A 26,437-nucleotide genomic window follows, 5' to 3' on the forward strand; every position below is an offset into this window, starting at 1 on the left:
GACTAGCGCATCGGCCCGAAAATCGAAATCGATTTTCGGAAAGCACGATGCGTAGATTCAAAGGTGCTGGAGCGTCCTTTGCGCGTCCAGAAGACGCGCGGCGCTCTAGTGTCACGGTCGGCTGTTAAAGCGCTCCGCTCATGCCAGATCGCCATAACGCTGAGAGGTGCTATGCCAGCGGCTTGAGGCCGGCCTCGATCGAGGCCCGCTTTGATTCGAGGAAGGGCGGCAAGGCCAGACTTTCGCCCAGCGTTTCCAGCGGCTCGTCGGCCGTGAACCCGGGGCCGTCGGTGGCGATCTCGAACAATATGCCGTTCGGCTCACGGAAGTAGAGCGAACGGAAGTAGTATCGTTCGACTTCACCGCTTGACGGCAGGCGGAATTCGGCCAGCCGCGCCGTCCATTGATGCAAGGTCTCCCGGTCCGGCGCCCTGAACGCGACGTGGTGGACTGCCCCGGCACCTTGCCGTGCCGGCGCAAGGCCCGGCTGCACCGCGACATGAAGTTCCGCCGCCGGGCCGCCTTTTCCCATCTCGAAGACATGAACCTGGCCCTGACCATCCGGCGAGGCATAATCCCGCGCCTTGTGCATGTTCATCACCCTGGTCAGCACCGCTTCGGTGCTGGTGATGTCGGGAACGCTGATCACGATAGGCCCGAGCCCACGTATCTGGTGCTCGATTGGGACCGGGCTTTGAGCCCAGGGATGACTGTCCCCCTTGCCGCCATCGCTGACGAGACGCAGGCGCTGGCCTTCTGGGTCTTCGAAATCCAGCGACGGGTAGCCGCCGACATCGCCGATCTCTCCCGTCGCGACGGTCTCGCCGGACAAGTGCTGCTTCCACCAGGCAAGGCTTTCGGGGCTGGCGACCCTCAGGCTGGTCCGGGCGATGCTGTTGGTGCCGCGCCGTTCGCGTCCGACCGGCCAATCGAAGAAGGTAAGATCGGTGCCAGGCGTCGCCTCGGCGTCGGCATAGAAAAGGTGATAGGCCGACGTGTCGTCCTGATTGACCGTCTTCTTGACCAGTCGCAGGCCCAAGGTCCTCGTGTAGAAACGAAGGTTTCCGGGCGCATTCGCGGTGATAGCGGTCAGGTGGTGGATTCCCGTCAGTTGCAGGCCCATGGTCGTCTCCCTGATTTACGGAAAATTTTTCTCCTTCAATATCAGAACGCCGACCCTATCGCAGAAGGATGCGAATTCCGACAGTCTGTCGCTGCAAGCTGAACGATCTCGACGCTGATAGCGACCTGCGATGAATAAGCCGGCGTGCCGCGCACCGGCGAGCTCGGGAAGGCAAAACCGGCAGCATCGCCGAAGGCCATCATTCTACTGACAGACTGCTGTCAGGAGGGGTGTGCGATAGTGTCTCCATCGAAAGAGAGGAGACCAGCTATGAACGGTTTTACCATTCTGCGCAGCGTGCAGCACTATGTCGGCAAGATCAGGACGATGCGCAACGAGATCCGCACCCGGCGTTTCATGAACGGGTTGCCGCAAAGCATCCGCAAGGACATCGGTTGGCCGGATAATTACGAAGGCCGCCACGGCCGCGGCCATTGAGGCGATTTCTTCGCAGCAGCAGTTGGATGCGGACGCCACGGCGCCCAGATAAACAGGTCCGGCGGACGGAAAGACGGAGCAGGAAATGTCCGAACAGAAAACCATCGGCGTTCTTTTCATCGATCGCTTCGCCGACTGGGAATACGGGCTGCTGGCGGCTTCGGCGCTCGAATGGTTCGGCGCACGCGCGGTGTCGCTGACGCCGAACGGAAAGCCGGTGACTTCGGCCAGCGGATTTATGCTGACGCCCGACCGTTCCACCGAGGTTGATGAAAACACCGATCTCGACGCTGTGGCGGTCATCGGCTCCGACCAGTGGGTCGATGCCCCGCCTGATGTCTCCCGGCTGCTGACAGCGGTCGCAGCGCGTGGCGGCGTGGTCGGCGGCATTTGCGCCGGCACCTTGGCACTGGCACGTGCCGGCTTGTTCGATAAGGCCAAACACACCAGCAATGGTCGTGACTGGATCAACGAAAAGGAACCGGGTTACCCGGGCGCCCAGAACTATCAGGACGTGCCCTATGCGGTCGCCGACGGTCGCATCGTGTCCGCGCCGGGTTCGGCTCCCGGCACGTTCGCTCTTGCCTATTTGAAGACGCTCTATCCCCAGAGAAGCAGCGACGTTGCTGAGATGCGAATGCTGTTCGCCAAGGAGTACGCTGAAGGGGAATATGCTGAAGCCTCCTGACAGTATGGTGTCAGGAGGGGCGTGCAATAGTACGGCAGTATCAGGAGACAGACATGGCCTTCATCCCTGCAAAAGCTTCGGCATGGTTCGAGATTCCTGTCACCGACATGGATCGGGCGCGCGCCTTTTATGGGTCGGTGCTCCAGAACGATCTCATTCTGGGGGAGAACGGCCCGAACCCGATGGCCATGTTCGCCGCCGAGGACCGAACGGCCTCCGGGCACATCTACCCAGGGAAACCCGCGGCACCGGGAAATGGCCCGACCATCCATCTGTCGGTTGCCGCACCGATCGAGGACGCCATGGAACGGGTGAGGCAGAACGGCGGGCAGGTTGTCTCGCCGGCGATCTCCATTCCGGCCGGCACATTCGCTTATTGCCTCGACCCGGACGGCAACAGCTTTGGGCTCTTCGTTTAGGTGGCGCATGGTAAAGAGCTGGAACGACAGGCTGAACACGCCGGGCACCAACGGTATCAAGCCGACGCCGCGCACTGTTGGCGACGTCGTCGAAGGCCAGCCGATGCTGGTGCCGACGGCACGGCAGGTCGATGATTTCATCCGCTCCATCCCAGAGGGCGTGGACATGGACGTCCGCGCATTGCGCACCGCGCTCGCCATCGAGCACGGTGCCGAAGTGACATGTCCGGTCACTATCGGCTATCATCTGCGCACTGTTGCCGAGGCCGCCAACGAGGATCTGGAACGCGGCATGACGCTCAGCGACATCGCGCCGTTCTGGCGGGTGCTGGATGCAAAGACGCCGACAACAGGGAAGTTGTCCTTCGGCGCGGCTTTCGTCGCCGCGCAGCGCAAGCGTGAAGGGCTCGGACCATAATGCATGTCGCCCAAAAGTGGGAACCGGTTTTGGCAAAACGACATGCATAGAAACAACATCGAGGGACCATACGATGCGTCGCGCCGACAGGCTCTTCCAGATCGTGCAGCATCTGCGCGGTGGCCGTCTGGTCACCGCCCAGAAGCTGGGCACGTGGCTCGAGGTTTCCGAGCGAACCATCTATCGCGACATCGCCGACCTGCAGTCGACGGGCGTGCCGATCGACGGCGAGGCCGGCGTCGGCTACATGATGAGGGAGGGTTTCGACCTTCCGCCGCTGATGTTCACGCGTGACGAGATCGTCGCGCTGGTCGCCGGCGCCCGCATGGTGCGCGCGTTTGGCGGCGCTGCCATGGCGCGGGCCGCCGACGAGGCGCTGGTCAAGATCGGCGCCGTGCTGCCCGATGCCGAAAAGGACCGCATCGCCCGCACCGAAATCCACACGCCGATGTGGGTGGTGAGCGACGCCGCCCGCGAAGCAATCGACCTGATCGAGCGCGCAGTGGAAAAACGCCAGGTGCTGACTATCGACTACTCCGACGAAGCAGGCCGCGGCACCGCGCGCGACATCAGGCCATTGGGTCTGTGGTTCTGGGGCAAGGTGTGGACGCTGGTCGCCTGGTGCGAGATGCGCGACGATTTCCGCGCTTTCCGTATCGACCGCATCGCTTCGGTGGTCATAGCCGGCCGCGTCTTCAAGCCGGAGCGCGGCAAGCAACTCGCCGATTTCTATCGTGCGGTTGAGCGCAGCGAGGATTACGGCATGGCACCGGACCGAGCCGCGCGAACCTAGATTAAGTGACGTCTTCCCTTCTCCCTTGTGGGAGAAGGTGGCCGAGCGAAGCTGGGTTGGATGAGGGGTGCTGGAAGGATCGCGGCGTTGGCGTTTCTTCCAACACCCTCTTCCGTCTTGGCGCTGTGCCGCAATCCACCTTCTCCCACAAGCAAGGGGAGAAGGCAGGTGCCCTCACCTACTCCTCGTCGTCCTTATCCTCGTCCTTCGACTTCAGCGCCGAAAGCTTGGCGAAGACGGCGTTGGCATCGAGCTCCGTATCCTCGTCCTTTGGCTTCTCCGGCGCCGGCACCAGGCGCTCGGTCAATGCCGCCGGCAGCAGCGTGTCGCCGGCCGGCTGTGCCTGCTCGCGGCCACGCGAGGCGCGGTTGACTTCCATGTCGAGGTCGATCTGCGAGGCGAGACCCAATGTCACCGGATCCATCGGCTGCAGATTGGCCGAGTTCCAGTGCTTCCTGTCACGGATCTGGTCGATCGTCGACTTGGTGGTGCCGACGAGGCGCGCGATCTGCGCGTCCTTCAGCTCGGGATGGTTACGCACCAGCCAGAGGATGGCGTTGGGCCGGTCGTGGCGTTTCGACAGCGGCGTGTAGCGCGGACCCTTGCGCTTGGACTCCGGCACCCGCACTTTGGGGTCGGACAGCTTCAGCCGATGGTTCGGGTCCTTCTCGGCACGTGCAATCTCGTCGCGCGTCAGCTGGCCGGTCATGATCGGGTCCATGCCCTTGATGCCCTGCGCCGATTCGCCATCGGCGATCGCCTTGACCTCGAGCGGATGCAGCCCGCAGAACTGCGCGATCTGCTCGAAGGAGAGCGCGGTATTGTCGACCAGCCAGACGGCGGTCGCCTTGGGCATCAGCAGCGTATTGGCCATTATGAGATATCCTTCTCGTTCGCCCGCGTTCCCGCGCGGGCGGTGGTTTTAGAGCCACCAAAATGGGAAATTCGCTGCGTATATAACCACTCCGTTGCCGTTTCGCAACGGTTTTGGAAGGTACTGTCGTAAGCATGGCTGCAGGACCGGAGAATGCAGAAGTTTGTGGGAGTGTTGCGCCGCTGGGGGCGTGGAGCTTTTTGCAGCATCTTGCCGGCGCCTTCGTGGCACCGATCTATCATCGCAGCTGCTGCTGCACGGACTTCAAAACGACAAAACCCGCCGGACAGGGTCCAGCGGGCTCGGAACCGGCGACGGGAAACCCGTCTGCTGCGGCTCTGGCTTCTAAAGCATGATCTCGGACCGAAGCACCACGTCCCGAAAAAGCGGCTTGATGCTTTCAGGCGAGATCACGCTTGAGATCAAAGCGCCTTGCGGGCGATCCTCTCGATGTCACCACGGTTGATGCCGAGGTCGTTGAGCTGACGGGCGTTCAGGCGGTTCAGTTCGCGCACGGTTTCATTGTACATGCGCCAGTTACGGAAAGCACGGATCGGGTTCATGGTAGTCCTCCATCGTTTCGATGCCGCTCAAATAGGCATCGTTGATGAAAAGTTGAACAGACGCTTTTGCATGGCCGCAATGCGTTTGTTGCATTGCACAATTAAGCCTTTGTTCAGCTTGTTTGCCGACCGTCAGCCGACATCCAGCACGATCTTGCCGATGTGGTCGCCGTCCTCCATTCGCTCATGCGCCCGCCACGCTTCCTTGAGCGGGAAGATCATGTCCATGACGGGTGCTACCTTGCGGGTGCCGAGCAGCGGCCACACCTGCGCCTCCAGCGCCGCGGCGATCGCCGCCTTGAATTCGACGGTGCGCGGCCGCAGCGTCGAGCCGGTGTGGGTGAGCCGCTTGACCATCATCTTCGAGAAATCGGCGCTTGCCACCGCCCCGCTCTGCGTGGCGATCTGGACGATGCGGCCTTCCACCGCCGCGGCCTCGTAGTTTCGCGCCACATAGTCGCCTCCGACCATGTCAAGGATGACGTTGGCACCCTTGCCGCCGGTCGCGTCCTTGACCGTCGCGACGAAATCCTCCTCACGGTAGTTGATCGCGCGGTTAGCGCCAAGCTTCAGACAAGCGTCGCATTTCTCCTTGCTGCCGGCGGTGGTGATGACATAGGCGCCGAAGGCCGAGGCGAGCTGGATCGCCGTGGTACCTATCCCGGACGAACCGCCATGGACGAGCAGCGTCTCGCCGCCCTTCAGGCCGCCGCGCTCGAAGACATTATGCCAGACGGTGAAGTAGTTTTCCGGTACCGCCGCCGCTTCCGTGTGGGTAAAGCCGGCGGGCAGCGGCAGCACGCTGCCGGCATGGACCTTGACGTATTCGGCATAGCCGCCGCCGGGTGTCAGCGCGCAGACCCGGTCGCCGACACGCCACCGTGATATCTCGTCGCCAAGGGCTGCAACTTCGCCCGACGCTTCGAGGCCCGGCAGGTCCGACGCACCGGGCGGCGGCGGATAGACGCCCTTGCGCTGCTGCACATCCGGCCGGTTGATACCGGCAGCGCGCACCCGGATCAGGATTTCGCCGGGACCGGGCACGGGCACGTCGCGCGTTTCCGGTTTCAGCACTCGCGGTCCGCCGGGTTCCGAAATCGCAATGGCCGTCATCTTCGCCGGAATTTTGTTCTGTCCACTCGCCATGAATTTTCCCGTCTCGCTTCGCCAGTTTCATCCAGCTGCCGGTTTTCTTGCCGACTGTTTGCATCCATGCCCCTGCCCTATGTATGCTGATTGCCAAATCAGGCAAATGGCCACTGCAGCGTCGGGCGTTCGAATTGGACGCGCAGAGGCAGCAGTTAATTTTTTTGCGCATGAGCGAGGAGCGACGATGGCGATCTTCGACGACGAACCCAAAAAGAAAGCCCGCCCGCATGAGATCGGGCAGGATCTGTCGCTGCTTTCCGTCGATGAACTGTCCGAGCGGATCGCCATCTTGCGCGACGAGATCGCCCGTCTCGAAGCCGAGCTCAAGACCAAGAGCACCACCAAATCAGCGGCCGAGGCGCTGTTCCGCCGCGAATAGTTTCCAGAGCCGAAGCGCCCGCCGGCGAAAAGCTCGAAACTTCAGACCCTCCCTAAATTCCAGCCGGATCAGCTAAATGTTTGCAAGCTACCGACCGATCCTCTCGCTGCTTCGCGGCACCGCTTTCCTGCTGGCGGCGACCGGACTGCACGGGCTGCTGTTGCCGCTGCGCGGCCAGTTGGAAGGTTTCTCGACCGCATCGCTCGGCCTGATGGGCACGGCCTGGGCCGGCGGCTTCGTCACCGGCTGCTTCTTTGCGCCGCGCCTCGTGCGTCGAGCCGGTCATGTACGCGCTTTCGGCGCCTTTGCGGCATCGGGAGCCATCGTCGCACTGCTCACCGGCCTGATCATCGACGAATATGTCTGGATCCTGCTGCGCGCCTTCACCGGCTTCACCATGGCCGGCGCTTTCATGGTCATCGAAAGCTGGCTGAACGAGAAGTCCACCAACGAGAACCGCGGCACCGTCTTCGGTCTTTACATGATGGTCACCTATGCCTCGATCATGGGCGGCCAGATGATCGTTGCCGGCGGCGACGTGAAGTCGGCCTCGCTGTTCATGATCACCGGTATCCTGTTCTGCCTATCGCTGATTCCGACCGCGGTGTCGACGGCTTCGCACCCCAAGCCGCTGCAGGACGTCTCGCTCGACGTCAAGGGGCTCTATGCCAATTCGCCGGTGTCGGCGATCGCCTGCGTTTTGATCGGCATCGCTAACGGCGCCTGGGGCACGCTTGGTGCCGTCTATGGCGCCCGTATCGGCATTTCCACGGCCGAGATCGCGCTGATGATGAGCTTGGTGGTCGTTGCCGGCGCAGCCATGCAACTTCCGGCCGGGCGTCTTTCCGACAAGACCGACCGCCGCTTTGTGCTTGCAGGCCTGGCCTTCGGCGCGGCGCTGTTCGCCCTCGCGGTCTTCCTGTTCGAACCGCGCTCCGGCGTCTTCGTCATCGTCTGCACCGCCGCCTACGGCGCCTTTGCGTATACGCTATATTCGATCGCCGTAGCCCATGCCAACGACCACGCCCGGGCCGAGGATTTCGTCAAAGTGTCGGGCGGCCTGCTGCTGCTCTATGGTTTCGGCACGATGATCGGTCCGCTGCTGGCCGCCGGCCTGATGGGCTGGATGCGGCCGGAAGGCCTGTTCCTTGCGACGGCCTTCGCGCATCTTTGCCTGGCGGGCTATACACTGCTGCGCATCAGCCGGCGCGCGCCGGTGCCGATCGAAGACCGCGACGCCTTCAAGACGCAACCGGCCGAGCGCTCGATCACGCCGGAAGCATTGCGGCTCGATCCGCGCAGAAAGCCTGAAACCAACGGTTGAGATTTAGAAAACTTTGCCCCACAAATAAGGCATGATGTTTTCCGACGCCTTCATGGCGATTGCCGATCCCAACCGGCGCTATCTCTTGGAAGAGCTCCGGCGCGGCCCGAAGACCGTCAACGAACTGGCCGCCGGGTTGCCGGTCTCGCGTCCGGCTGTTTCGCAGCATCTGAAGGTGCTGCTCGACGCCGGACTGGTCAATGCCAAGCCGGAAGGGACAAGGCGCGTCTATACGGTCAGCAATGCCGGCTTCCTGAAGCTCAACATCTGGCTCGACCAGTTCTGGGATGCCGAGCAGCTTGGCTCGCCAGGAAACTGAGTTGCGCCGTGACGTCTTGGCCGTGGCGCACAAAGCGCGTCGAGCAGCTCGCCTGTGTCATGCTTGCGAGTGCCGAGATCATCGTGGCTGTCGAGAAGGCATCCCTGCTCGGTCCTATCGCCTGGCAAGCCGATGAGCTAGCTCAATGGTTGTTGCGTGACGAAAACGCCGTCCTTGTAGGTAGCGCCGAAATAAACCTCGACGCTGCGCAGCCTACCGTCCTGGAACGAATGCAGTTCGGTGTTGCGGAAGACCTTGCCGTCGAGCGTTTCGCAGCGATAGAGAACGAAAGCATCGTTGCCGTCCTCGCAAATCCTCTCGACGGCGATCGACTTGAACAGTGTGCTGTTTGGCCAGCAGCGCGCGAAGTAAGTCGCGCGGTCGATGGCGTCGTCGTAAGGGCTGGTGAAGGTGAAATCGTCTGTCAGCACCGCCTCAATGACGCTGCGGTCGTTGGCCTGGTAGGCGGCGAAGTACCTGCGGATCAAGTCCGATCTGATTTTGACAGGCATGGCGAAAGCTCCTTTGGATTCAGGTGCTGGCGTTGAGCCGCACATCGTCCCATTGAAACAGTGTCGGGCAGCCTAAGCGTTCCAACTTGGACGTTTCTGAACACGGTCGAGCCAATGATGGACATTGACGAGCGCGTCCGGAATGTCGGTTCCGAAGAAAGCGCCAAGCCACGCTGCGACGGCGGCGGTGATATCGGCGACGGAGTACTGGTCACCGGCGATGAACGGACGGCCATCGGCGATCTCCCGGTCGAGCCACGCCCACTTTGCCGGAACGGCTTCTCGCTGCGTTTCGGCGAAAGCCGGGAACTGCACGAGCCGCTCCGCAAACATGGGATCGGAATGCTGGGCAATGCTGCCGATCGTTCCGAAGATCTCGATCTCGGCGCGGCGGTTCCACATTTCGACCTTGCCCTGGCTGACCGCGTGCGAGCCGAACAGTGCCGGCGTCGGATGAAGCGCCTCCAGATAGCGGCAGATGGCGATACATTCGGTGATCACCGTGCCGTCGTCGAGCACGAGCACGGGAATCTGGCCTAGTGAGTTCAGCTCAAGGAATTGCGGCGCCTTGTGCTCGCCTTTTGTGAGGTCGACATTAACCCGCGGAACGTCGATGCCTTTCTCAGCCATGAAGATGCGAACGCGGTAGGAATTCGGACCGATGCCGCAGTAGAGTTTCATACTATCCTCCCAATTCTGCTGGTCTTGGCTTGGGCTGCGGCGCTCACGCGCATTCTACCCGCAGGTTGTCGAGCATCTGGCTCCAGCCGGCCTGATGGTTTTCGGGCTGATCATGGCCATCAAGAAAGGCGCCTTGCTCGGTCATCACCAGCCGGCAGCCTGTGCCTTCTCGACGGAATTCAACCGTCAGCAGGCCGACAAACAATCGCTGGCCGCTGCTGGTCATGCCGCCAGCCGAGACGATGCGTTGGTCGCGCACGATGTCGAGGTAGCGCGTCTCGTTCACATAACTCTCGCCGCCCTTGGGTCCGAAACGGCTGAGCGCAATGCCGCCCACCTGGACTCGAAGCAGTCAATGCTGGTTTCCCACCACTCGCCGGGCGAGCCCCAGCGCTGCAATGCGGCGGGATCGGACCAGGCGGCGAACACCCGCGCCGGCGAGGCGTCGTAGCTGCGTTCGAGCACTATGGTCGAATGGACGACGGAGCGTTCGCTCATGTTGGCCTCCTCAGTTTCCTACCGTTTCGTCCTTGGTTTCCGCAAGAAAGGCGCCGAGCCGGTCGAGCCGCTGTTCCCAGTTCAGGCGCCGTTCGTTGATCCAGTGTTCGGCGGTCCTCAGCGCCTTCGGCTCGATCCGGCAGGTGCGCACCCGGCCCAGCTTTTCGGTGCGGACGAGGCCGCTCGCCTCCAGCACGTTCAGGTGCTGGACGACCGCCGACAGCGACATCGCCAGCGGCTCGGCCAACTGGCTGACCGAGGCGGAGCCGCGCGACAGCCGCTCCACCATGTGCCGCCGCGCCGGGTCGGCGAGCGCCTGGAACATCAGGTCGAGTTGGGCGCTATCTTGCAGCATCGGGCTTAACCGTTGTTGCAGGGGAAGAGCTTGAAGTAGGGCATAGTTTCGCTCGTTCCTTTGGTGGTTCGCCGCTGCGTGGTTTTACGGAGGGCCGAAATACTGAAGCGATTACTTAACTATTGCCACGGAGATAGTGTGTCAAGGTCCGGCTCCGCGTTTATTTGGCTTGGCTATGGGTGACGATGGCATCAACGATCGCGGCCCAGTCGTCGGGATGGAGTTCGTGGCCGCCGCCTTCGATGCGGACAAGGCTTGCGCCGGCAACTGCTTCGGCAAGGGCGGCGCCATGCTCGACCGGAAAGATCGGATCCGCGGTGCCGTGGATAACGAGGAGCGGAACCTTCAATTCGTGCAGGCGACCCCTCCAGACTTCGCCGCCCCGATCTTCACCGCCCCGATCTTCACCGCCCGGATCTTCACCGCTCGTGAGCAAGAAGTGATTGGTCGCGCTCAAGAAGCCGCCGGATCGGTCGTAATCCTGTTCGACGAACGCCCTCGTCAGGTTCTCGTCGAATGGATGCGCGGTGCCGGCGATTGCGTGCGCGTCCTGGACCATGAAGTCGACCACCTGGTCACGGTTCGACCAGTCGACTTTCGCGCCTTCGGCGGAATGCTTCATATAGGCGTCGGTCGTCCCTGGCAGATGCGACGTGTCGATCCCGATTGGCGAAGTGCTGATCGCCGTAAGCGAGATGACCCGCGACGGATGTTTCAGCGCGACAAGCTGCGCGATCATGCCGCCCATCGACATGCCGGCCACATGCGCTTTCGCGATGCCATAACTGTCTAGTACGCGGATGGCGTCGTCCGCCATGTCGACGAAAGTGTAAGGCGGTTCGCCCGGCGCATATTTGGTCGAACGGCCGGTATCGCGATTGTCATAGCGGATTACGAACAGACCCTTGCCGGCCAATTTCCGGCAGAACGCCTCCGGCCACCAGAGCATCGAAGCCATGGCGCCCATAATCAGCAGCATCGGTGGATGCGCGGGATCGCCAAATGCCTGGGACGCGATTTCCGGTTCCACTACCTTCGTCATCTTCGCAGTCTCCTCCTAAACCGATTGCTTTTTGCAATCAGTTGCACGATAATAAGACTGATATGATAATGCAACCGGTTTCTATCGGAGAATCGCATGAGCATCGATCGCCGGTCTGGGTGCCCGATCAATCTGTCGCTTGAAGTGTTTGGCGACCGGTGGAGCCTGATCATCCTTCGCGACATGATTTTCGCCGGCAAACGCCACTTTCGCGACCTGCTCAACGGGTCGCTGGAAGGAATCGCTTCCAACATACTCGCTGACCGGCTGAAGCGGCTGATGGAGCTCGGCATGCTGACCAGGGCGGACGATCCCACCCACAAGCAGAAGGCAATCTACAGCCTGACCGAAATGGCGATCACGCTGGTGCCGATCCTGGCGCATCTCGGCGCCTGGGGTCGCGTCTGGCTGCCTGTCAGCGAGGAGCTCTCGATCCGCGCCGAGCTTCTGGAGAAGGGCGGCCCGCCGATGTGGGAAAAGTTCATGGACGAACTGCGCCACGAACATCTGGGCACGCCTTCCGACACGCCCCCGGATGCCACCGTGCGTGCCACCCTGCGGGCCGAATATGAGGCGATTGCCGCCCGAAAGGCGCCGGGCGCCAGGTGCGATTCCCGCGCCTGACCAACTTATTTTCCCCATTGCAGGTCGGCTCTGCTATTAAAGGAATGAAAACTATAATTTACGGGATTGGAAAAGCCCTTGGTTGAGAACTCTAAGGATACTGCCCGCGCGCGGGCCGATTTGCGTTTCAAGAAGCAGGAAGAGGCAGCCACGGTTCGCCAGAAGGCGATGGCGGAATATGTCGCCGAGAGCGACGCCCGCCAGATAAAGACCAACAAACTGAGGGCGCTCCGCCTTGCCAAGGAAGCGGAAGACCTCGCCAATGCGCCGGCTGCTCCGGTGAAGAAGCCGGCGCGCGCCAAGAAAAAATAGGGCTGGTTCGCAGCGCATAATGCTGGAAGCCGGAATCGGTTTCCGGAAAGAAGCTTTCGCGATTCAAATTGCAGACCGTCCTTTGCGCGTCGCACTGCGCTCTAATCTTCGATAACCTATCTGAAAATCGCCGGCGTCTCCGACGTGCCGGCGCGGGCGTGTCCTGCCCGTCGCCGGCGGGTGCTGATCCGCGACGAGGCCGGCGCCATCATCGGCGCTGTTGAGGCCGGGCCCCTCTAGCCCATGTTTATGTCACGAGTGGCCGCTCGCATCGACACCGAGAAGCCGGCCAGGACGTCGACCAGTGCGATGACCATCAGCGTGAAGAAAACCGAGTGCGCCGCGCCCTTCACCAGCAGGAACTCGACCAGGAACGCCACGAAGACGAAAGTCGACAACAGGTGATCCATGATCGAGGCGTTTGTCGTGCGCGTCGATTTTACGATTTCGATGAAGAAGAGAAGCAGCCCGATCAGCACGATCAGATCGCCGAGCGTCATCGAGAACACCCCGCCCGACATCATGCGGATCGAGAACATTTGGCTTGCCCAGGGATCGTCGCCGCCGCCGAATATTCCCAGAAGCCCGAGATTATAAAGGACGAAGGGCACGATCAGCAGCGGGATGGCACCGAACATCAGAAGGCTCCGGTTGGACAACCTTCTCTAGTATGCGCTCGGCGTTCGCCGTCAAGAATTTTCGTACGCGACCGCGAACACGGACAAAGACCGTGCGAAATAACAATCTCAGCCGGCACGGCTGCCGTCCGGTACGGCTGCTGAGCTCTCTGAAATTGGTTCGGTGGGCGATCATCTCCGCCAAATGCAAAAAGACCGGCGCGATGGCCGGTCTTCGGGAGTCACAAAACCGTCGAAAGCGTTCTCAGCTTTCCTTCGGCTCCAGAACCTGGCGACCGCGATACATGCCGGTCTTCATGTCGATATGGTGGGGGCGGCGCATCTCGCCGGAATTCTTGTCCTCGACATAGGTCGGGGCCTTCAAGGCATCGGCCGAACGGCGCATACCGCGCTTCGACGGAGAGGTTTTTCGTTTCGGTACGGCCATGGATATGCTCCATTACATGGTCAAAATGCCCCGGCTGCCCTCGTGAAAGGGCCGCGTCAGGGGCCGGAATCTGAGAAAGTCGGGTGCCTATACACGCCCTGCGCCGTTTTGGCCAGCGTCGCCGCAAATTTTTTTAAGCTAACGCAGACAGCCGACATAGGCGCCGGACCGGCCCGCGCGCCGCTCGATCAGCGCGGCCAGCCGTCTCAGCCCCGGTCCGGGCTTCGCCGGGTTGCGCGCGATTGGGTTCGGCAAGGTGACGGCAAGCAGCGCCGCCTGGCGACGCGACAATCGTTTTGCCGAAACCCCGAAATGATGCTGGGCGGCGGCCTCGATGCCATAGATGCCCGGCCCCCATTCGGCGATATTGAGATAGATTTCCATGATGCGCCGTTTCGACAGCACCATGTCGACATAGACGGCCAGCGGCAGCTCGACGACTTTCCGGACCGAGCCCAGCGGCCGCGACCAGAGATAAAGGTTCTTCACGGTCTGCATGGTGATGGTCGAGGCGCCGCGCGTCATCTCGCCGGCCAGCGCATCGTCGACGACGCCCCTCAACTCGCCAAGGTCGATGCCGCGATGGAAACAGAACTGCCCGTCTTCCGACATGATGACCGAATTCGCCAGCGCCGGCGCCACATCGTCGATCGAGACCCAGCGCCGGTCATAGCCGGAAAACGTCGCCAGATCCTTCAGCATCAGTGTCGATACCGGATGGACGAACGGCGGGAGATAAAGAAAGGTCAGCACCACCGGCATCAGCGCCAGCACGACGGCGACGGTGATACCGCGCCGGACCCAGTACCGGGGCCAACGCTTGAGACCGATGCGGTTGCCGCGTTTCGGCCCCACCATGTCCAGCCCTTCGGTTTCGTGATCGACGATCGGTTCCGCCAAGCCGCTCAATCCATGCTGCTCCCTGCCCCCGGCATAATGGCGCTTGGCTTCTTGCGCAACGTCTGAGTGTCGGCTACCGGTCCCCGGCATGACGAAAGACGATCAAATGCCGTTCGAGGCAGCGCTTGTCGCGCGCACAGGTCCGGTTGAGGCGCTGCTCAGGCGACTGCTCGACGACCGCCCGCTCTCAGGCGAGATCGCGCGGCCGCAACGTCTGATGGAGGCGATGCGCCACGGCGTGCTGAACGGCGGCAAGCGCCTGCGCCCCTTCCTGGTCATGGAAAGCGCCGCGCTGTTTTCCGCGGACGGCGAGGCGGCGCTGCGCGTGGCGGCGGCGCTCGAATGCGTGCATTGCTATTCGCTGATCCATGACGATCTGCCGGCCATGGACGACGACGATTTACGCCGTGGCCAGCCGACCGTGCACAAGGCCTTCGACGAGGCGACCGCTATCCTCGCCGGCGACGCCTTGCTGGCGCTCGCCTTCGACATCATTGCCGACGAAGCGACAATGCTGCCGGCTGAGCGACGGGCGGCGCTGGTGCTGGCGCTGGCCCGCGCTGCCGGAGCTGGCGGCATGGTCGGCGGCCAGATGCTCGATCTCGAAGCCGAGCGTATCAGGCCGGATGAGGCAGGCATCATCCGGCTTCAGGCGATGAAGACCGGCGCACTGATCCGCTTCGCCTGCGAGGCGGGCGCAATCCTTGCCGGCGCGCCAGCGGCCGACCGTGCAAGACTGGCGGAATTCGGCTCCGCGATCGGGCTTGCCTTTCAACTTGCCGACGATTTGCTCGACCTGACGGCGGACGCGCACCAAGTGGGCAAGGCAACCGGCAAGGATGCAGCCGCCGGCAAGGCGACGCTGGTGGCGCTGCACGGCCCCAATTGGGCGCGGGACCAGCTTCAGCGCCTCGTCGACCAGGCCCACGCCTTGCTTCATCCCTATGGCGACGAGGCCGTGCTTCTGAAGCAGGCAGCCGAATTCGTGGCGGCCCGCAACAGCTGACGCTGTTCCAAGTTGTACTCGCGTCCTATGGCGCGCCGTGTAGCCAAGGAGGGTTGGCGAATTGTTCGGCCAGGAAATCCACGAACACGCGCACACGCGGCGACAGGATTCGGCCAGGCGGATAGACGGCGCAGATTGGTGGTCCGTCATGATGATTGTATCCGGTGAGCAATGCGGTCAGTCTGCCTACTCTGATATCCGGTCCAACCAATATCTCCGACATGCGGACGATGCCGACACCGGCGAGCGCCAGCCGGCGTAGCGCTTCCGTGCTGTTGGCCTCTATCGGGCTGCGGATACGCATGCTTTGCGGACCGTCCGGGCCATCGAATTCCCAGATGTTGAGGCCGCCGCGTGATGTGATGCCAAGACATGTATGATGTTGAAGATCGCCTGGCGTCATCGGGATACCGTGTTTTTCGAGATACCGAGCTGACGCGCAAATGACACGGTGATTGGGCGCCAGCCGCCGCATCACCAGCCTGGAATCGCTCTGGGCGGCAACGCGCACGGCGACGTCCGTTTCCTCAGCCAATAGGTCGACAATCGTATCTGTGAACATTAGCTCGAGCTCGATGGCAGGGTAGCGATCGATGAAGGCCGGTAACATCGGCACGATCAAACGATGGCCGAAGGCGCTTGGAAGACTGACCCGCAGCCGGCCGCGCGGTTCTGCGCCGGGTTGAATCGCGATTTCAGCCTCTTTGATGTCGTTCAGGATACGGCGAGCGCTATCGGCATAGGTGCTGCCTTCCGCCGTCAAGCTGATGCGCCGCGTCGAGCGTTGCAGCAATCGCACGCCAAGGCGGGACTCAAGCCGCCCGATGATCTTGCTGACGGCCGATGGGCTCATCCGCAGCCGGCGTGCCGCCGCCGAGAAATCGCCTTCCTCGACAACCGACAGGAATACACCCATCGTTTCTGGCCGGTCCATGTCATCTATTCCAATTCGTCACAGATGAACGGAAATTATCATGGATTATCGGCACGCGCGATACATAATATGATTTTCCTCTTCAGCATCCAAGATACCGGCGAGGAGGTGCGATGCGATCAGAACAGCCAAATCTGCGCGATGCTCACGAGTTGCATCGGTGGGCACGTCGCCAGCGCAGCGCCGCAATTGGCCGGTTATGTCTTCGTATTATCCGCGTGCTCAGTCGGTCACGTCAAAGGATGGGGAACCGCTCAAGCGAAGCAACGTCCGGGCTAGCGCAACCGGCCGATCGGGATGATTTCCGGCGATGTCGGACCGTATGGCTCGCCACGCCAGTTGCCGAGCCATGCTTCGACGACCAGCCCGGTCTCGTCCAGCATCTGCGCAAGACTTTCCTTTACCGGGAAGGCTATTTTCGATTCGGCGCTGAGCACCCGCCCGCTATCGGAGATGACGTAGTGGGTCGAGTAAGTGACGACGCCGGTAGCGGGATCGCGCCGAAAATCGTTCCACGCTCTTACAGTGCCCAATCTTGGATGACTCAGTTCCCGTTCGGACCGGTCCGGCGTCCACTCGAGCCATTCCTCCGTGGCTGGATTTCGCGTGTCGAAGATGAAGCGCCCATCGGCAGCCAGATGAGCAGCGATCGTGGCAAGCACCGCCTCTCGATCTTCTGGCGTCAGAAACACCTGGAAGGCGTGCCCGGTCAAAATCACCAGATCGAAGCGTCGTCCGAGCCGGACGTTGCGCGCATCGGCCTCGACCCAGTCGACCCTCTGCCCGCCGGCTCTGCGGCGCGCGATGTCGAGCATCGCCGGCGCGGGGTCGACGCCGGTCACGCTGCGCCGATCGGCGAGCGCGGCGGCCAATTGCCCGGTACCGCAGCCGAGATCGAGAACCGAGCCCGCGTCCTTGGCAAAGCCGACGCAATAGTCGAAGTCCACGCCACCTTCGTTCTCGATATCATAGAACTGGACGAGGTCGGGATCGCTGTAAAGAAGGTCGGTCATTGTGGGCCTATAGCTGGAGCCAGAGAGCGGCAGAATTCGTGAATGCGCAGCTTCGGCGGTTTCTTGGCAAATCGGTCGCTACCCATCACCGATTGCGCACCACAATGCATGCACCGCCGACGCTTTGCAGTTTCTGGCAGATGTTGTTGGCCTTGGCTTTGGAGTCGGCGCCGATCCGGACCGCATAGATGCCGCGTCTGCCGATCGGCGTGCGCACCCGGCTGACCACCGGATCATGCCCGCCAAGCAAGTCCGGAAACCGGCGCTTCACACCATTCCATTGACTGAGCGCCGCGGCGCGGCGGAAATTGCCGGCCACCTGCACGCCCCACGGCTTGATATTGATCGACGCCATGGCCACGGTTCTGGACTTGATTACCGGCAGCTTGCGGCAGGCGACCGCGAAGCTCGCTTTCTTGTCGAGCGGCTGGATGGTGCCGGCATAGGCGATGTCGGTGAACCTGTCGGCCGGCTCGCCCATGATGTCCAGAACGTAGTTTTCGGTCTCCATCGGCAGCAAGCCACCGGAACTCAGCCAGCGCGATACCCGGCTTTCACCGGCATTGTAGGCGGCGGCGGCCAGGCCCAGATTGCCGAAGCCGGTTTTCATTTCGGCGAGATATTTTGCCGAAGCCGGGATGGCCTGCTCGATATCGAAGGAATTGGCGAGGCCGCGTATCTTGGCGGTACCCGGCATGAACTGGGCGATGCCTTCGGCGCCGACCGGACTGACCGCATTGGGATCGAAGCGGCTTTCTTTCCAGATCAGCCGGGCAAAGAAGTCCTTGGGCAGGCCGTTTTGATATGCATGGGCCTCGATCAGGTTGCAAACCCGGTCGAGCAGCCGCTGTTTGGCGGGGCGGGGCGGATCGGCGTGGGCGGCTGTCGCCCAGCCGAGCCCGCCAAGCAAAACCAATCCACCAAGCAAAACCGGCGTCGCCCAGGGGAAGCGCCGCACCGACCTACTCCGCCGCGGCCTTGCCAGGTTGCCCAAACCGCTGCTTGATATAATCGGCGACCATTTTTTCGAAGTCGGCGGCAATCGAAGGGCCGCGCAGCGTCGCCGCTTTCCTGCCGTCGACGAACACCGGCGCCGTCGGCGTCTCGCCGGTACCGGGCAGCGAAATGCCGATGTCAGCATGCTTGGATTCACCTGGACCGTTGACGATGCAGCCCATCACCGCGACCTTGAGGTTTTCGACGCCGGGATATTTTTCACGCCACACCGGCATGTTCTTGCGCAGATCCGCCTGGATATTCTGGGCGAGTTCCTGGAACACGGTAGAGGTCGTGCGACCGCAGCCGGGGCAGGCGGCGACGATCGGCACGAACTGCCGGAAACCCATGGTCTGCAGGAGTTCTTGCGACACCTGCACCTCGCGCGTGCGGTCGCCATTCGGCTCCGGTGTCAGCGAGATGCGGATCGTATCGCCAATGCCTTGCTGGAGCAGGATGCCCATCGCCGCAGACGAGGCGACGATGCCTTTCGAACCCATGCCGGCCTCTGTGAGGCCGAGATGCAGCGAGTGGTTGGAGCGGGTGGCAAGCTCGGTGTAGACGGCGATCAGATCCTGCACGCCGCTGACCTTGGCCGACAGGATGATCTTCTCGCGGCCAAGGCCGATCTCCTCGGCCATTTCGGCCGAAAGGATCGCCGACTGCACGATCGCCTCGCGCGTTACCTCCTGCGCGGTCAGCGGAAAGCCTTGGCGCTGGTTGTCGTCCATCAGCCGGGTCAGAAGCTCCTGGTCGAGCGACCCCCAGTTGACGCCGATGCGCACCGGCTTGTCGTACCGGATCGCCATCTCGACGATCGCCGCGAACTGCCGGTCCTTCTTGTCCTTGAAGCCGACATTGCCCGGATTGATGCGGTATTTGGCCAGCGCCTCGGCGCAAGACGGGTGGTCGGCGAGCAGCTTATGGCCGATATAGTGGAAATCGCCGACCAGCGGCACATCGATGCCGAGCCGTTCGAGCCGCTCGCGGATGGCGGGCACGGCGGCAGCACTCTCGTCGCGATCGACGGTGATGCGCACGATCTCGGAGCCGGCGCGATGCAGCGCCGCAACTTGAGCGACTGTCTGGTCGACGTCGGCGGTGTCGGTGTTGGTCATCGACTGAACGACGACAGGCGCACCCCCGCCGACCATCACGCCGCCGACATCGACACCGACCGATGTACGGCGCGGGAAGGGTGAAGAAAAATATCCGGTCATGGCCGGCTGCCCTTTGTTAGCGCCGAATTCCGGAATCGGTTTCCGGAAACAATCATGCGCAAAAATCAAAATACAGCGTCGTTTGCGCGTCCGAAAGGACGCGCGGCGCCGTAGAAGGTCCCGGCATGAGGTGGAGGAGCAAAGATGGCTTGTCAATGGCGACAGGCAGGCAGACCTGTCAAATCGACCGCCGGACAAAAAAGGAAATGCTCCGGCGGCATTGGTTGCCACCGGAGAAGATGGTCGCGCAAAGCGCGCACCCCGCACATGACCCCGAAAATCGAAACGATTTTCGGAAAGGATCATGCGCCAAAATCAGAAGCACGACAGCGCCCTTTGCGCGTCCAAAGGACGCGCGGCGCTGTAGATGAGCGTCAGTGCGTGGTGGGTTTCGGTTTCGCCTTCAATTTCTCAATCTCGTCCTTGAGTGCCAGCTTGCGCCGCTTGAGATTCACGATTTCCAGGTCGTCGACCGATGGATGGTTCATCGCATCATCGATTTCGCGTTCGATGTCGCCGTGTTTCCGCTGCAGCTCATCAAGATGGGATGCAAGAGACATGATTGGTTCTCCCTTTCATGGTTTCCTCGATTGCAGCCGTCAAGGCGCGTCCACCGCAGGCTCGCTTCTGTGACGGCATAATGACAGTTTGCCACTATCGGGCGTCGATGTCGAATGCTGCGTGGTAGCATTCCACGACAATACGAAATGTGGTATTGGCTGCGCGCCGGTGCAAGATACCTCCGGCCCCGCCCAATCAGGCCCATTTTTGGGCGCCGCAGACGTGCAGACGGTAGATAATGTCCGAACAGGAACAGGCCGATATCCGCCTCGAATATTCTCGGCTGAAGCAAGAGCACGCCGATTTTGACGCGGCGATCAACGCGATGATCGCCATCGGCTGCGACCCTCTGCAGATCCAGCGCATGAAGAAGAAAAAGCTTTTCCTGAAAGACCGGCTGATGGCGCTGGAAGACCGGATCATCCCCGACATCATCGCGTGAGAGAATCGACTTACCGTCGCGGCAAATCCTGCTCATCCCGCGATCGAAAGCCTTGCGGCGCGTTCGCGCAGCAGGGCAATGAGATGGCCGGTCTTCTCCTCGGAAGTGTCGATGGGAACCACCAGGCATATCGTCGCCTCGACCTTGCCGGCAGCTGAAAACACCGGCGCGGCCAGGCATTTTGTATAGGCGTCGACAAGACCGGAGGTCACACAGTAGCCGGCAGCCCCGGCCGTGACGATGTCTTTTATGAAGTCGTCCAGCAGCAATCTCCGGCCGTCCGGCAGGACGAGATCGTCCTCAGACACCATGTCTTCGATCACGGCCCGTTCGAAACCGGCGAGAAGCAATCGCCCGGACGCGGTCCAGGGAAGCGGGATCTGCAGACCTGTGGCCGAACTGATCCGGAACGGCCTAGTGCCCGGGCTTGAATGGACAATCGTATAGCGGCCGCTTTGCAGCATGCACAATTCAGAGGTCTCGCCTGTCTCGCGCGACAGATTGTCGACTTCGTGACGCCCTCTCCTGAGCAAGTCGTTGCCGCGCACATAGTCCATTCCGTAGAGATAAAGCTTCTTCCCGAAATAGACCCGATTGCCGTCGACGGCCATTTCCAGCAGGCCGGCATCCACGAGCGAGCGCACAAGCGTGTAGATCGTGGAGCGTGGCGCATTCACTCCTTTGGCGAGATCCCCAATCCCGATCGCTCGCTGGTTCGCGTGAAGAAACTCTAGGATATGGAGCACCCGGTTGAGACCCTTCTCGCGGGAACTCGCAACCTTGTCTTCGTCCGGACCAGCTTCCGACCGCGCTGCCAAGGCATTGCCATCTTGCATTACTGATTCCTGATGATAGTATCTGTCTTGTACAGGATACATGTGTCTTTTGTAAGAGACAATCCAGCAGATCACTGACGCATGTATCGGCAAGGGGAACACGACACGAAGGAGGTCGCCGTGAACGACACATCCAAAAGACGTGAATTTCTGAAACTGGGAATGGCAGGGCTTGCAACGGCCGGAGTGGTGGGCGCAGCAGCAACGATCGATGTTCAGAAGGCGGCAGCGCAAGCTGCACCCGACAGCCTGCTGCGCACCGTTCTTGAGCGCGGCAAGGTGATCGTCGGCACCGGCAGCACCAACGCGCCCTGGCACTTCGAAAACGATGCCGGCGAGCTGGTCGGCATGGATATCACCATGGGGCGCATTCTTGCCAAGGGACTTTTCGACGATACGACCAAGGTCGAATTCGTCATGCAGGATCCGGCACAGCGCATTCCGAACGTGACCACCAACAAGGTCGACATCTCGATCCAGTTCATGACCATGACCGCCCAGCGCTCGCAGCTGATCCACTTCTCCCGGCCCTATTACGTCGAAGGCATCGCCTTGCTGACTCTTCCGAACGCCGAAAACAAGACCTTCGACAAGCTGCTTGCCGGCGGTTCGGCGACACGGATTTCCATCCTGCAGAACGTCGATGCCGAGGCAAATGTGCGAATCGTCCTGCCGGAGGCGCAGGTGATGCAGATAGACACGCAGGCCAACGTGCTGCAGGCACTGGAATCGAAGCGCGTCGACGGCGCCGCCGTCGATCTGTCGACGGTCCGCTGGCTCGCCTCGCGTAATCCGGACAAATACTTCGATGCCGGCAAGAGCTGGTTCTCGATGCTTTACGGCGCCGCACTTCGGCAAGGCGACCTCGACTGGCTGACCTTCGTCAACACGACCTTCACCACTGCCATGTTCGGCCATGAGACGGCGCTCTATGACGCTGCATTCAAGGACTATTTCGGACAGGAGCCGCCGGCGCGCCATCCCGGCTTCCCGGTCATCTGATGCAAGCTGGCGGAAGGGCCGCACCCTTCCGCCTCCTTCTCGTCGACGGCCCTCGATATCACAGGGACACATGGGCTATACCCTAAATTTCAACCTGATCTGGCGGCATTTCGACAAGCTCTGGGGAGGGCTGCTGCTCAGCCTCGAGCTGGCCGTGATCTCCATCGCGATCGGCATCGTCATCGGGCTGCTTCTGGCGGTCTGGTACGTGTCGGCCGGGCGTGCGGTGCGGACCGTCATCGCCGCCTATGTCGAGTTCATCCGCAACGTGCCGCTGATCCTGCTCGTCTATCTCGTCTTCTACGGCCTGCCGACGGTGGTCGACATCGCCTACAGCGCGCAGACCTCATTCATTGCCACGCTGTCGCTCTATAGCGGCGCTTATCTGGTCGAGGTGTTCCGCTCGGGGCTCGAAGCGGTTCCGCGCGGACAGCTCGACGCCGGCAAGGCGATCGGCCTGACGCCCTGGCAAAGGCTGGTCCATGTGCGCCTGCCGACGATGTTGCGGATAACGCTGCCCGCGCTTTCCAACACGTTCCTGTCGCTGTTCAAGGACACGTCCGTTGCCTCGGTCATTTCGGTGCCCGAGCTCACCTACGGCGCCCAGTGGATCAACTTCAACACCTTCCGCATCGTCGAGGTCTATCTTGTAGTGACGGCGATGTACCTCTTGACCGGCTATGCGCTTCTTTATGCGCTTCGGCTTGTCGAGCGCCGGTTCAGGGCGGCGCATTAGGATGCTTGGCCAGATCGCCTATGCCTTGCCTTTCCTGGCCCAGGGTTTTGCCGTGACACTATGGGTGTCGCTGCTGGTCGTGGTGTTGTCGCTCGTCGCCGGCGTGATGATGGGCGTCGGTCTTGTCTATGGCCCGGCCCCGCTGCGCTGGGCGGTGCGGATTTTCAGCGACACCATACGCGGCATTCCGATCCTGGTGCTCATCTTCTTCGTCTATTACGGCCTGCCTGCCGTCGGCATCCATCTGGAATCCTTCTGGGCAGCCGTGCTGGCACTCACCCTGTTCAAGACGGCGCAGGTCATCGAGTATCTGCGCGGTGCGGTCGGTTCCATACCGAAGGGGCAGTCCGAAGCGGCGATGGCGATCGGGCTGACCTTTCGCCAGCGACTGGCTTACGTCATCTTCCCGCAAGCGTTCAGGCGCTTCCTGCCGCCTTGGATCAATGGCGTCACCGATGCGGTGAAGGGCAGCGCGCTGGTCTCGCTGCTCGGTATCACCGACCTGATGCACGCCATCAACCAGGTCATCGGCCGCACCTACGAGGCGATGCCGCTCTACATCCTCGGTGCGGTCATCTACTTCGTCGTCAATTACGCCCTCTCCCTGGCCAGCCGACGGTTGGAGCGGCGTTTCTCCTTTATCCGGGAATAGCAAGATGTCCATCGCCCCGCCCGCCAATCCGGCGCTTCTCGACATCTCCGACGTTTCCAAATCCTTTGGATCCGTCGAGGTCCTGCGCTCCGTCAGCCTGCAGGTGACAAGCGGCGAGGTGGTGACTGTGATCGGACCTTCCGGCAGCGGCAAGACCACGCTGCTGCGCTGCGTCAACTTCCTGGAGAGCTACGACAGCGGCTCCATCCGCATCGACGGCAAGGAGGTCGGCTTCCGCGACGCGGGAACACGCCAGCGCCGCAGCGAGCGCGACCTGGCGAAGATGCGCGCCGAAACCGGAATGGTGTTCCAGAGTTTCAATCTGTTTCCGCATCTGACGGCGGCCGGCAACATCATGCTTGGCCTGCGCAAGGTGCGCGGCAAGAGCAGTACCGAAGCACGTGCCATTGCCGAGCACTGGCTCGGCCGGGTCGGCCTCGCCCACAAGGCCGACAGCCTGCCCGCCGAGCTTTCCGGCGGCCAGCAGCAGCGTGTCGGCATCGCCCGGGCGGTGGCGATGGAGCCGAAAATCCTGCTTCTCGACGAGATAACATCCGCGCTCGACCCGGAACTCGTCGGCGAGGTGCTCGAGGTCGTGCGCAGCCTGGCCGAGGACGGCATGACGATGGTGATGGTCACGCACGAGATGGCCTTTGCGCGCGACGCCTCGAGCCGCATCGTCTTCATGGCGGATGGCGGCGTCAGCGCCGCAGGCCCGCCTGCCGAGATTCTCGGCACCGAGATCGATAATGAGCGTCTCCGCAGTTTCCTGGCGCGGTTTCGTGCCTCGCATTTCTGACATCGGACGGCGAAAGCTGTCGCAAGGAGCCTTTCATGACGCCTTACATCCGGCTCGCCGAATTGGGCCTGACGCTGCCCGAGCCGCCGGCGCCGATCGCCAACTTTGTCACCCACGCCGAAAGCGGACGGCTGATCTTCCTCTCCGGCCAGGGGCCGTTGCGCGCCGACGGCACACTTTGTACGGGCAAGGTGGGCGAGGACGTCACGGTGGAGGAGGCCTATAGGCATGCCCGTCTCACCGGCCTGAACCTGCTCGCCGTCATGCATGCCGCGGCAGGCGACCTCGGCCGCATCGTGCGTGTCGTCAAGCTGCTTGGCTTCGTTAACGCCATTCCGACCTTCAGTGACCATCCGCAAGTGGTCAACGGCTGCTCCGATCTTTTCGCCGCTGTCTTTGATAATATCGGCGGGCACGCCCGCTCGGCGATCGGTGTCGGCTCATTGCCGGGCAACATCACTGTCGAAATCGAGGCGGTGGTCGAGATCGCCGCCTGATGTCTACCAAATGGGATCCGCAAAAATGAAAACCTATTCGGCAAACGGCTCCAACACCATAATTCGCGAACGGCTCGGCCTCCGCCCGATCATCAACGTTTCCGGCACGATGACAGCGCTCGGCGCCTCGATTATCGTCCCGGAAGCGATAGCCGCGATGTCGGAGATCGCGTCGCAGTGGGTGGAGATGGACGACCTGCAACGCGCCGCAAGCACGGTCGTCGCGCGCCTCACAGGAGGCGAGGCCGGCTTCGTCACGGCTTGCTGCGCCAGCGGCATCACCATGGCCATTGCCGGTACAATGACCGGCACCAACCTACTCGCGATCGAGCGGCTGCCGGACGACACGGAGGGCCTCAAGTCGGAGGTCATCGTCCAGCTCGGCCACATCGTCAACTACGGCGCGCCGATCGACCAGTCGATCCGGCTTGCCGGGGCCAGGGTCGTACCGGCCGGCACTGTCAGCGTGACGCAGGACTATCATGTGCGCGAGGCGATTCACGACCGTACCGCGTCAGGCCTCTATGTCGTTGCGCATCACACCGTGCAATACGGCATGCTTTCGCTCGAGGAATTCTGTGAAATCTGCCATGCCAGGGGCGTCCCGGTGATCGTTGACGCCGCCTCCGAATACGATTTGCGCGGCTTTCTCGCACGCGGCGCCGACATCGTCGTCTATAGCGGGCACAAATTCCTCAGCGGACCGACAAGCGGCATCGTCACCGGGCGCAAGGATCTGGTGCGGGCCGCCTATCTGCAGAATCGTGGCGTTGCGCGGGCGATGAAAATCGGCAAGGAAAGCATCGCCGGCACCATGGCCGCCCTGGAGGCCTGGGAGCGACGCGACCATGCCGGCATCCGGAAGCGGGAAGAAGTGGCTTTGCATCTGTGGAGAGACGCATTGCAAGGGCTGCCCGGTATCGCCGCGCATGTCATTCCCGATCCGACCGGCAATCCGCTCGACCGCCTGCAGGTGTTTGTTAAGCCCGAAAGCAGGTTCACCGCCGCTGGCCTTGCCTCGGCGCTGGCGGCAGATTCGCCTCCCGTTATCGTACGCAACCACGAGGTCGAGCGCGGTCACTTCTTCCTCGACCCTTGCAACCTTCATCCTGGCGAGGCGGAGATCGTCGCCGAGCGCCTGCGGGCAGTGTTGAGCGCAAGTGACCGTCCTGCGGATGCCATGAAGTCGGCTCGCAAGGATAGCGCCGGCGCCTTGCGCTGGCCGGATTAGGTAACGATGGCGCCATGCGCCCGAATGCTGCGCAAA

37 protein-coding genes are annotated in these 26,437 nt (G+C 62.0%); 18 read left to right on the top strand and 19 right to left on the bottom strand.

The genetic code is table 11. The annotated features are described in order from the left end of the window. Positions 1-169: 169 nt before the first annotated feature. A complete protein-coding gene (locus ACWTU8_RS24520) occupies positions 170-1,123 on the bottom strand; it encodes a ring-cleaving dioxygenase (protein ID WP_455850193.1) in 954 nt (317 codons plus the stop codon). Positions 1,124-1,393: 270 nt separating this feature from the next. Here ACWTU8_RS24520 and ACWTU8_RS24525 point away from each other — a divergent pair, with 270 nt between their 5' ends. From ACWTU8_RS24525 to ACWTU8_RS24545, 5 genes are all read left to right on the top strand, one after another. Beyond that, positions 1,394-1,561 carry a hypothetical protein gene (locus ACWTU8_RS24525; protein ID WP_082982284.1) on the top strand — a complete coding sequence of 56 codons (168 nt, stop codon included), beginning with the start codon at positions 1,394-1,396 and terminating at the stop codon, positions 1,559-1,561. An 85-nt stretch (positions 1,562-1,646) separates the two neighbouring features. After that, a complete protein-coding gene (locus ACWTU8_RS24530; RefSeq protein WP_455850194.1) occupies positions 1,647-2,249 on the top strand; it encodes a DJ-1/PfpI family protein in 603 nt (200 codons plus the stop codon). A 53-nt stretch (positions 2,250-2,302) separates the two neighbouring features. After that, positions 2,303-2,668, top strand: a complete 366-nt coding sequence (locus ACWTU8_RS24535) for a VOC family protein (RefSeq protein ID WP_455850195.1) — start codon at positions 2,303-2,305, stop codon at positions 2,666-2,668. A gap of 7 nt (positions 2,669-2,675) precedes the next feature. Beyond that, positions 2,676-3,086 (top strand): hypothetical protein, encoded by a 411-nt coding sequence (locus ACWTU8_RS24540; RefSeq protein WP_455850196.1) that lies wholly within the window; start codon positions 2,676-2,678, stop codon positions 3,084-3,086. Positions 3,087-3,159: 73 nt separating this feature from the next. Further along, a complete protein-coding gene (locus ACWTU8_RS24545) occupies positions 3,160-3,879 on the top strand; it encodes a helix-turn-helix transcriptional regulator (RefSeq protein WP_008873880.1) in 720 nt (239 codons plus the stop codon). Positions 3,880-4,057: 178 nt separating this feature from the next. Here ACWTU8_RS24545 and ACWTU8_RS24550 read toward each other — a convergent pair whose 3' ends face one another. From ACWTU8_RS24550 to ACWTU8_RS24560, 3 genes are all read right to left on the bottom strand, one after another. Next, positions 4,058-4,753 (bottom strand): DUF1013 domain-containing protein, encoded by a 696-nt coding sequence (locus ACWTU8_RS24550; protein ID WP_287086603.1) that lies wholly within the window; start codon positions 4,751-4,753, stop codon positions 4,058-4,060. A 422-nt stretch (positions 4,754-5,175) separates the two neighbouring features. Continuing rightward, a complete protein-coding gene (locus ACWTU8_RS24555; RefSeq protein WP_065011316.1) occupies positions 5,176-5,316 on the bottom strand; it encodes a DUF1127 domain-containing protein in 141 nt (46 codons plus the stop codon). Between the two features lie 132 nt (positions 5,317-5,448). Beyond that, positions 5,449-6,462, bottom strand: a complete 1,014-nt coding sequence (locus tag ACWTU8_RS24560) for an NAD(P)H-quinone oxidoreductase (protein WP_455850197.1) — start codon at positions 6,460-6,462, stop codon at positions 5,449-5,451. 187 nt (positions 6,463-6,649) lie between these two features. On the opposite strand from ACWTU8_RS24560, the gene ACWTU8_RS24565 reads away from it, so the two are divergent. The 3 genes from ACWTU8_RS24565 (at position 6,650) to ACWTU8_RS24575 (ending at position 8,487) form a co-directional block, all read left to right on the top strand. After that, positions 6,650-6,844, top strand: a complete 195-nt coding sequence (locus ACWTU8_RS24565; RefSeq protein WP_455850387.1) for a DUF1192 domain-containing protein — start codon at positions 6,650-6,652, stop codon at positions 6,842-6,844. Between the two features lie 76 nt (positions 6,845-6,920). Beyond that, a complete protein-coding gene (locus ACWTU8_RS24570) occupies positions 6,921-8,168 on the top strand; it encodes an MFS transporter (RefSeq protein WP_455850198.1) in 1,248 nt (415 codons plus the stop codon). A 31-nt stretch (positions 8,169-8,199) separates the two neighbouring features. Then, positions 8,200-8,487 (top strand): ArsR/SmtB family transcription factor, encoded by a 288-nt coding sequence (locus tag ACWTU8_RS24575; RefSeq protein ID WP_065011314.1) that lies wholly within the window; start codon positions 8,200-8,202, stop codon positions 8,485-8,487. A 137-nt stretch (positions 8,488-8,624) separates the two neighbouring features. On the opposite strand, the gene ACWTU8_RS24580 is transcribed toward ACWTU8_RS24575, so the two are convergent. From ACWTU8_RS24580 to ACWTU8_RS24605, 6 genes are all read right to left on the bottom strand, one after another. Further along, the gene (locus ACWTU8_RS24580) at positions 8,625-8,999 is read right to left on the bottom strand and encodes a nuclear transport factor 2 family protein (protein ID WP_455850199.1); all 375 of its coding nucleotides are present in this window, start codon (positions 8,997-8,999) and stop codon (positions 8,625-8,627) included. 72 nt (positions 9,000-9,071) lie between these two features. Beyond that, the gene (locus ACWTU8_RS24585) at positions 9,072-9,680 is read right to left on the bottom strand and encodes a glutathione S-transferase family protein (protein ID WP_455850200.1); all 609 of its coding nucleotides are present in this window, start codon (positions 9,678-9,680) and stop codon (positions 9,072-9,074) included. Positions 9,681-9,723: 43 nt separating this feature from the next. Beyond that, positions 9,724-9,966, bottom strand: coding sequence for an SRPBCC domain-containing protein (locus ACWTU8_RS24590; RefSeq protein WP_455850201.1), 243 nt, complete (start codon positions 9,964-9,966; stop codon positions 9,724-9,726). After that, positions 9,963-10,178, bottom strand: coding sequence for a hypothetical protein (locus ACWTU8_RS24595; RefSeq protein WP_455850202.1), 216 nt, complete (start codon positions 10,176-10,178; stop codon positions 9,963-9,965). Before ACWTU8_RS24595 ends, ACWTU8_RS24590 begins: the two co-directional genes overlap by 4 nt. A gap of 10 nt (positions 10,179-10,188) precedes the next feature. Next, entirely contained in the window at positions 10,189-10,533 is a 345-nt protein-coding gene (locus tag ACWTU8_RS24600) for an ArsR/SmtB family transcription factor (RefSeq protein WP_455850203.1), read from the bottom strand. Between the two features lie 160 nt (positions 10,534-10,693). After that, complete coding sequence (locus ACWTU8_RS24605) at positions 10,694-11,575, bottom strand: alpha/beta fold hydrolase (protein ID WP_455850204.1); 882 nt, start codon at positions 11,573-11,575, stop codon at positions 10,694-10,696. 96 nt (positions 11,576-11,671) lie between these two features. Between ACWTU8_RS24605 and ACWTU8_RS24610 the strand changes: the two genes are divergently transcribed. Both ACWTU8_RS24610 and ACWTU8_RS24615 read left to right on the top strand, forming a co-directional pair. Next, on the top strand, positions 11,672-12,199 hold the full coding sequence (locus ACWTU8_RS24610; protein WP_455850205.1) for a winged helix-turn-helix transcriptional regulator: 528 nt from the start codon (positions 11,672-11,674) through the stop codon (positions 12,197-12,199). A gap of 78 nt (positions 12,200-12,277) precedes the next feature. Then, complete coding sequence (locus ACWTU8_RS24615) at positions 12,278-12,511, top strand: hypothetical protein (RefSeq protein WP_029348749.1); 234 nt, start codon at positions 12,278-12,280, stop codon at positions 12,509-12,511. Positions 12,512-12,747: 236 nt separating this feature from the next. On the opposite strand, the gene ACWTU8_RS24620 is transcribed toward ACWTU8_RS24615, so the two are convergent. From ACWTU8_RS24620 to ACWTU8_RS24630, 3 genes are all read right to left on the bottom strand, one after another. Next, positions 12,748-13,149, bottom strand: coding sequence for a hypothetical protein (locus ACWTU8_RS24620; protein WP_029348750.1), 402 nt, complete (start codon positions 13,147-13,149; stop codon positions 12,748-12,750). 244 nt (positions 13,150-13,393) lie between these two features. Next, complete coding sequence (gene rpmF / locus ACWTU8_RS24625; protein WP_029348751.1) at positions 13,394-13,576, bottom strand: 50S ribosomal protein L32; 183 nt, start codon at positions 13,574-13,576, stop codon at positions 13,394-13,396. A 138-nt stretch (positions 13,577-13,714) separates the two neighbouring features. Then, the gene (locus ACWTU8_RS24630) at positions 13,715-14,485 is read right to left on the bottom strand and encodes a biosynthetic peptidoglycan transglycosylase (RefSeq protein ID WP_455850206.1); all 771 of its coding nucleotides are present in this window, start codon (positions 14,483-14,485) and stop codon (positions 13,715-13,717) included. A 79-nt stretch (positions 14,486-14,564) separates the two neighbouring features. Here ACWTU8_RS24630 and ACWTU8_RS24635 point away from each other — a divergent pair, with 79 nt between their 5' ends. Next, complete coding sequence (locus ACWTU8_RS24635; RefSeq protein WP_455850207.1) at positions 14,565-15,482, top strand: polyprenyl synthetase family protein; 918 nt, start codon at positions 14,565-14,567, stop codon at positions 15,480-15,482. A 25-nt stretch (positions 15,483-15,507) separates the two neighbouring features. Here ACWTU8_RS24635 and ACWTU8_RS24640 read toward each other — a convergent pair whose 3' ends face one another. The 5 genes from ACWTU8_RS24640 to ACWTU8_RS24660 form a co-directional block, all read right to left on the bottom strand. Beyond that, entirely contained in the window at positions 15,508-16,416 is a 909-nt protein-coding gene (locus ACWTU8_RS24640) for a LysR family transcriptional regulator (RefSeq protein WP_455850208.1), read from the bottom strand. A 275-nt stretch (positions 16,417-16,691) separates the two neighbouring features. Next, a complete protein-coding gene (locus tag ACWTU8_RS24645; protein WP_455850209.1) occupies positions 16,692-17,429 on the bottom strand; it encodes a class I SAM-dependent methyltransferase in 738 nt (245 codons plus the stop codon). An 85-nt stretch (positions 17,430-17,514) separates the two neighbouring features. After that, positions 17,515-18,387: a lytic transglycosylase domain-containing protein gene (locus ACWTU8_RS24650; protein ID WP_455850210.1), complete on the bottom strand. Its 873-nt coding sequence runs from the start codon at positions 18,385-18,387 to the stop codon at positions 17,515-17,517. 4 nt (positions 18,388-18,391) lie between these two features. Continuing rightward, entirely contained in the window at positions 18,392-19,645 is a 1,254-nt protein-coding gene (ispG, locus tag ACWTU8_RS24655; RefSeq protein ID WP_455850211.1) for a flavodoxin-dependent (E)-4-hydroxy-3-methylbut-2-enyl-diphosphate synthase, read from the bottom strand. A gap of 374 nt (positions 19,646-20,019) precedes the next feature. Then, positions 20,020-20,205, bottom strand: coding sequence for a YdcH family protein (locus tag ACWTU8_RS24660; protein ID WP_023797036.1), 186 nt, complete (start codon positions 20,203-20,205; stop codon positions 20,020-20,022). A gap of 239 nt (positions 20,206-20,444) precedes the next feature. On the opposite strand from ACWTU8_RS24660, the gene ACWTU8_RS24665 reads away from it, so the two are divergent. Then, entirely contained in the window at positions 20,445-20,648 is a 204-nt protein-coding gene (locus ACWTU8_RS24665; RefSeq protein ID WP_029348759.1) for a YdcH family protein, read from the top strand. Between the two features lie 32 nt (positions 20,649-20,680). Here the strand turns inward: ACWTU8_RS24665 and ACWTU8_RS24670 are convergent, their stop codons facing one another. Then, complete coding sequence (locus ACWTU8_RS24670) at positions 20,681-21,484, bottom strand: IclR family transcriptional regulator (protein ID WP_455850212.1); 804 nt, start codon at positions 21,482-21,484, stop codon at positions 20,681-20,683. Positions 21,485-21,604: 120 nt separating this feature from the next. Here ACWTU8_RS24670 and ACWTU8_RS24675 point away from each other — a divergent pair, with 120 nt between their 5' ends. The 6 genes from ACWTU8_RS24675 (at position 21,605) to ACWTU8_RS24700 (ending at position 26,401) form a co-directional block, all read left to right on the top strand. Beyond that, positions 21,605-22,486, top strand: a complete 882-nt coding sequence (locus ACWTU8_RS24675) for a transporter substrate-binding domain-containing protein (protein ID WP_127208722.1) — start codon at positions 21,605-21,607, stop codon at positions 22,484-22,486. A 70-nt stretch (positions 22,487-22,556) separates the two neighbouring features. Then, complete coding sequence (locus ACWTU8_RS24680) at positions 22,557-23,222, top strand: amino acid ABC transporter permease (RefSeq protein WP_065011301.1); 666 nt, start codon at positions 22,557-22,559, stop codon at positions 23,220-23,222. Between the two features lies 1 nt (position 23,223). Then, entirely contained in the window at positions 23,224-23,874 is a 651-nt protein-coding gene (locus tag ACWTU8_RS24685; protein ID WP_095517947.1) for an amino acid ABC transporter permease, read from the top strand. A gap of 4 nt (positions 23,875-23,878) precedes the next feature. Beyond that, positions 23,879-24,673, top strand: a complete 795-nt coding sequence (locus ACWTU8_RS24690; protein WP_455850213.1) for an amino acid ABC transporter ATP-binding protein — start codon at positions 23,879-23,881, stop codon at positions 24,671-24,673. Positions 24,674-24,708: 35 nt separating this feature from the next. After that, positions 24,709-25,170: a RidA family protein gene (locus ACWTU8_RS24695; protein WP_455850214.1), complete on the top strand. Its 462-nt coding sequence runs from the start codon at positions 24,709-24,711 to the stop codon at positions 25,168-25,170. 25 nt (positions 25,171-25,195) lie between these two features. Next, a complete protein-coding gene (locus ACWTU8_RS24700; RefSeq protein ID WP_455850215.1) occupies positions 25,196-26,401 on the top strand; it encodes an aminotransferase class V-fold PLP-dependent enzyme in 1,206 nt (401 codons plus the stop codon). Positions 26,402-26,437 lie beyond the last annotated feature (36 nt).

Source organism: Mesorhizobium sp. BHbdii (genome assembly GCF_053848045.1).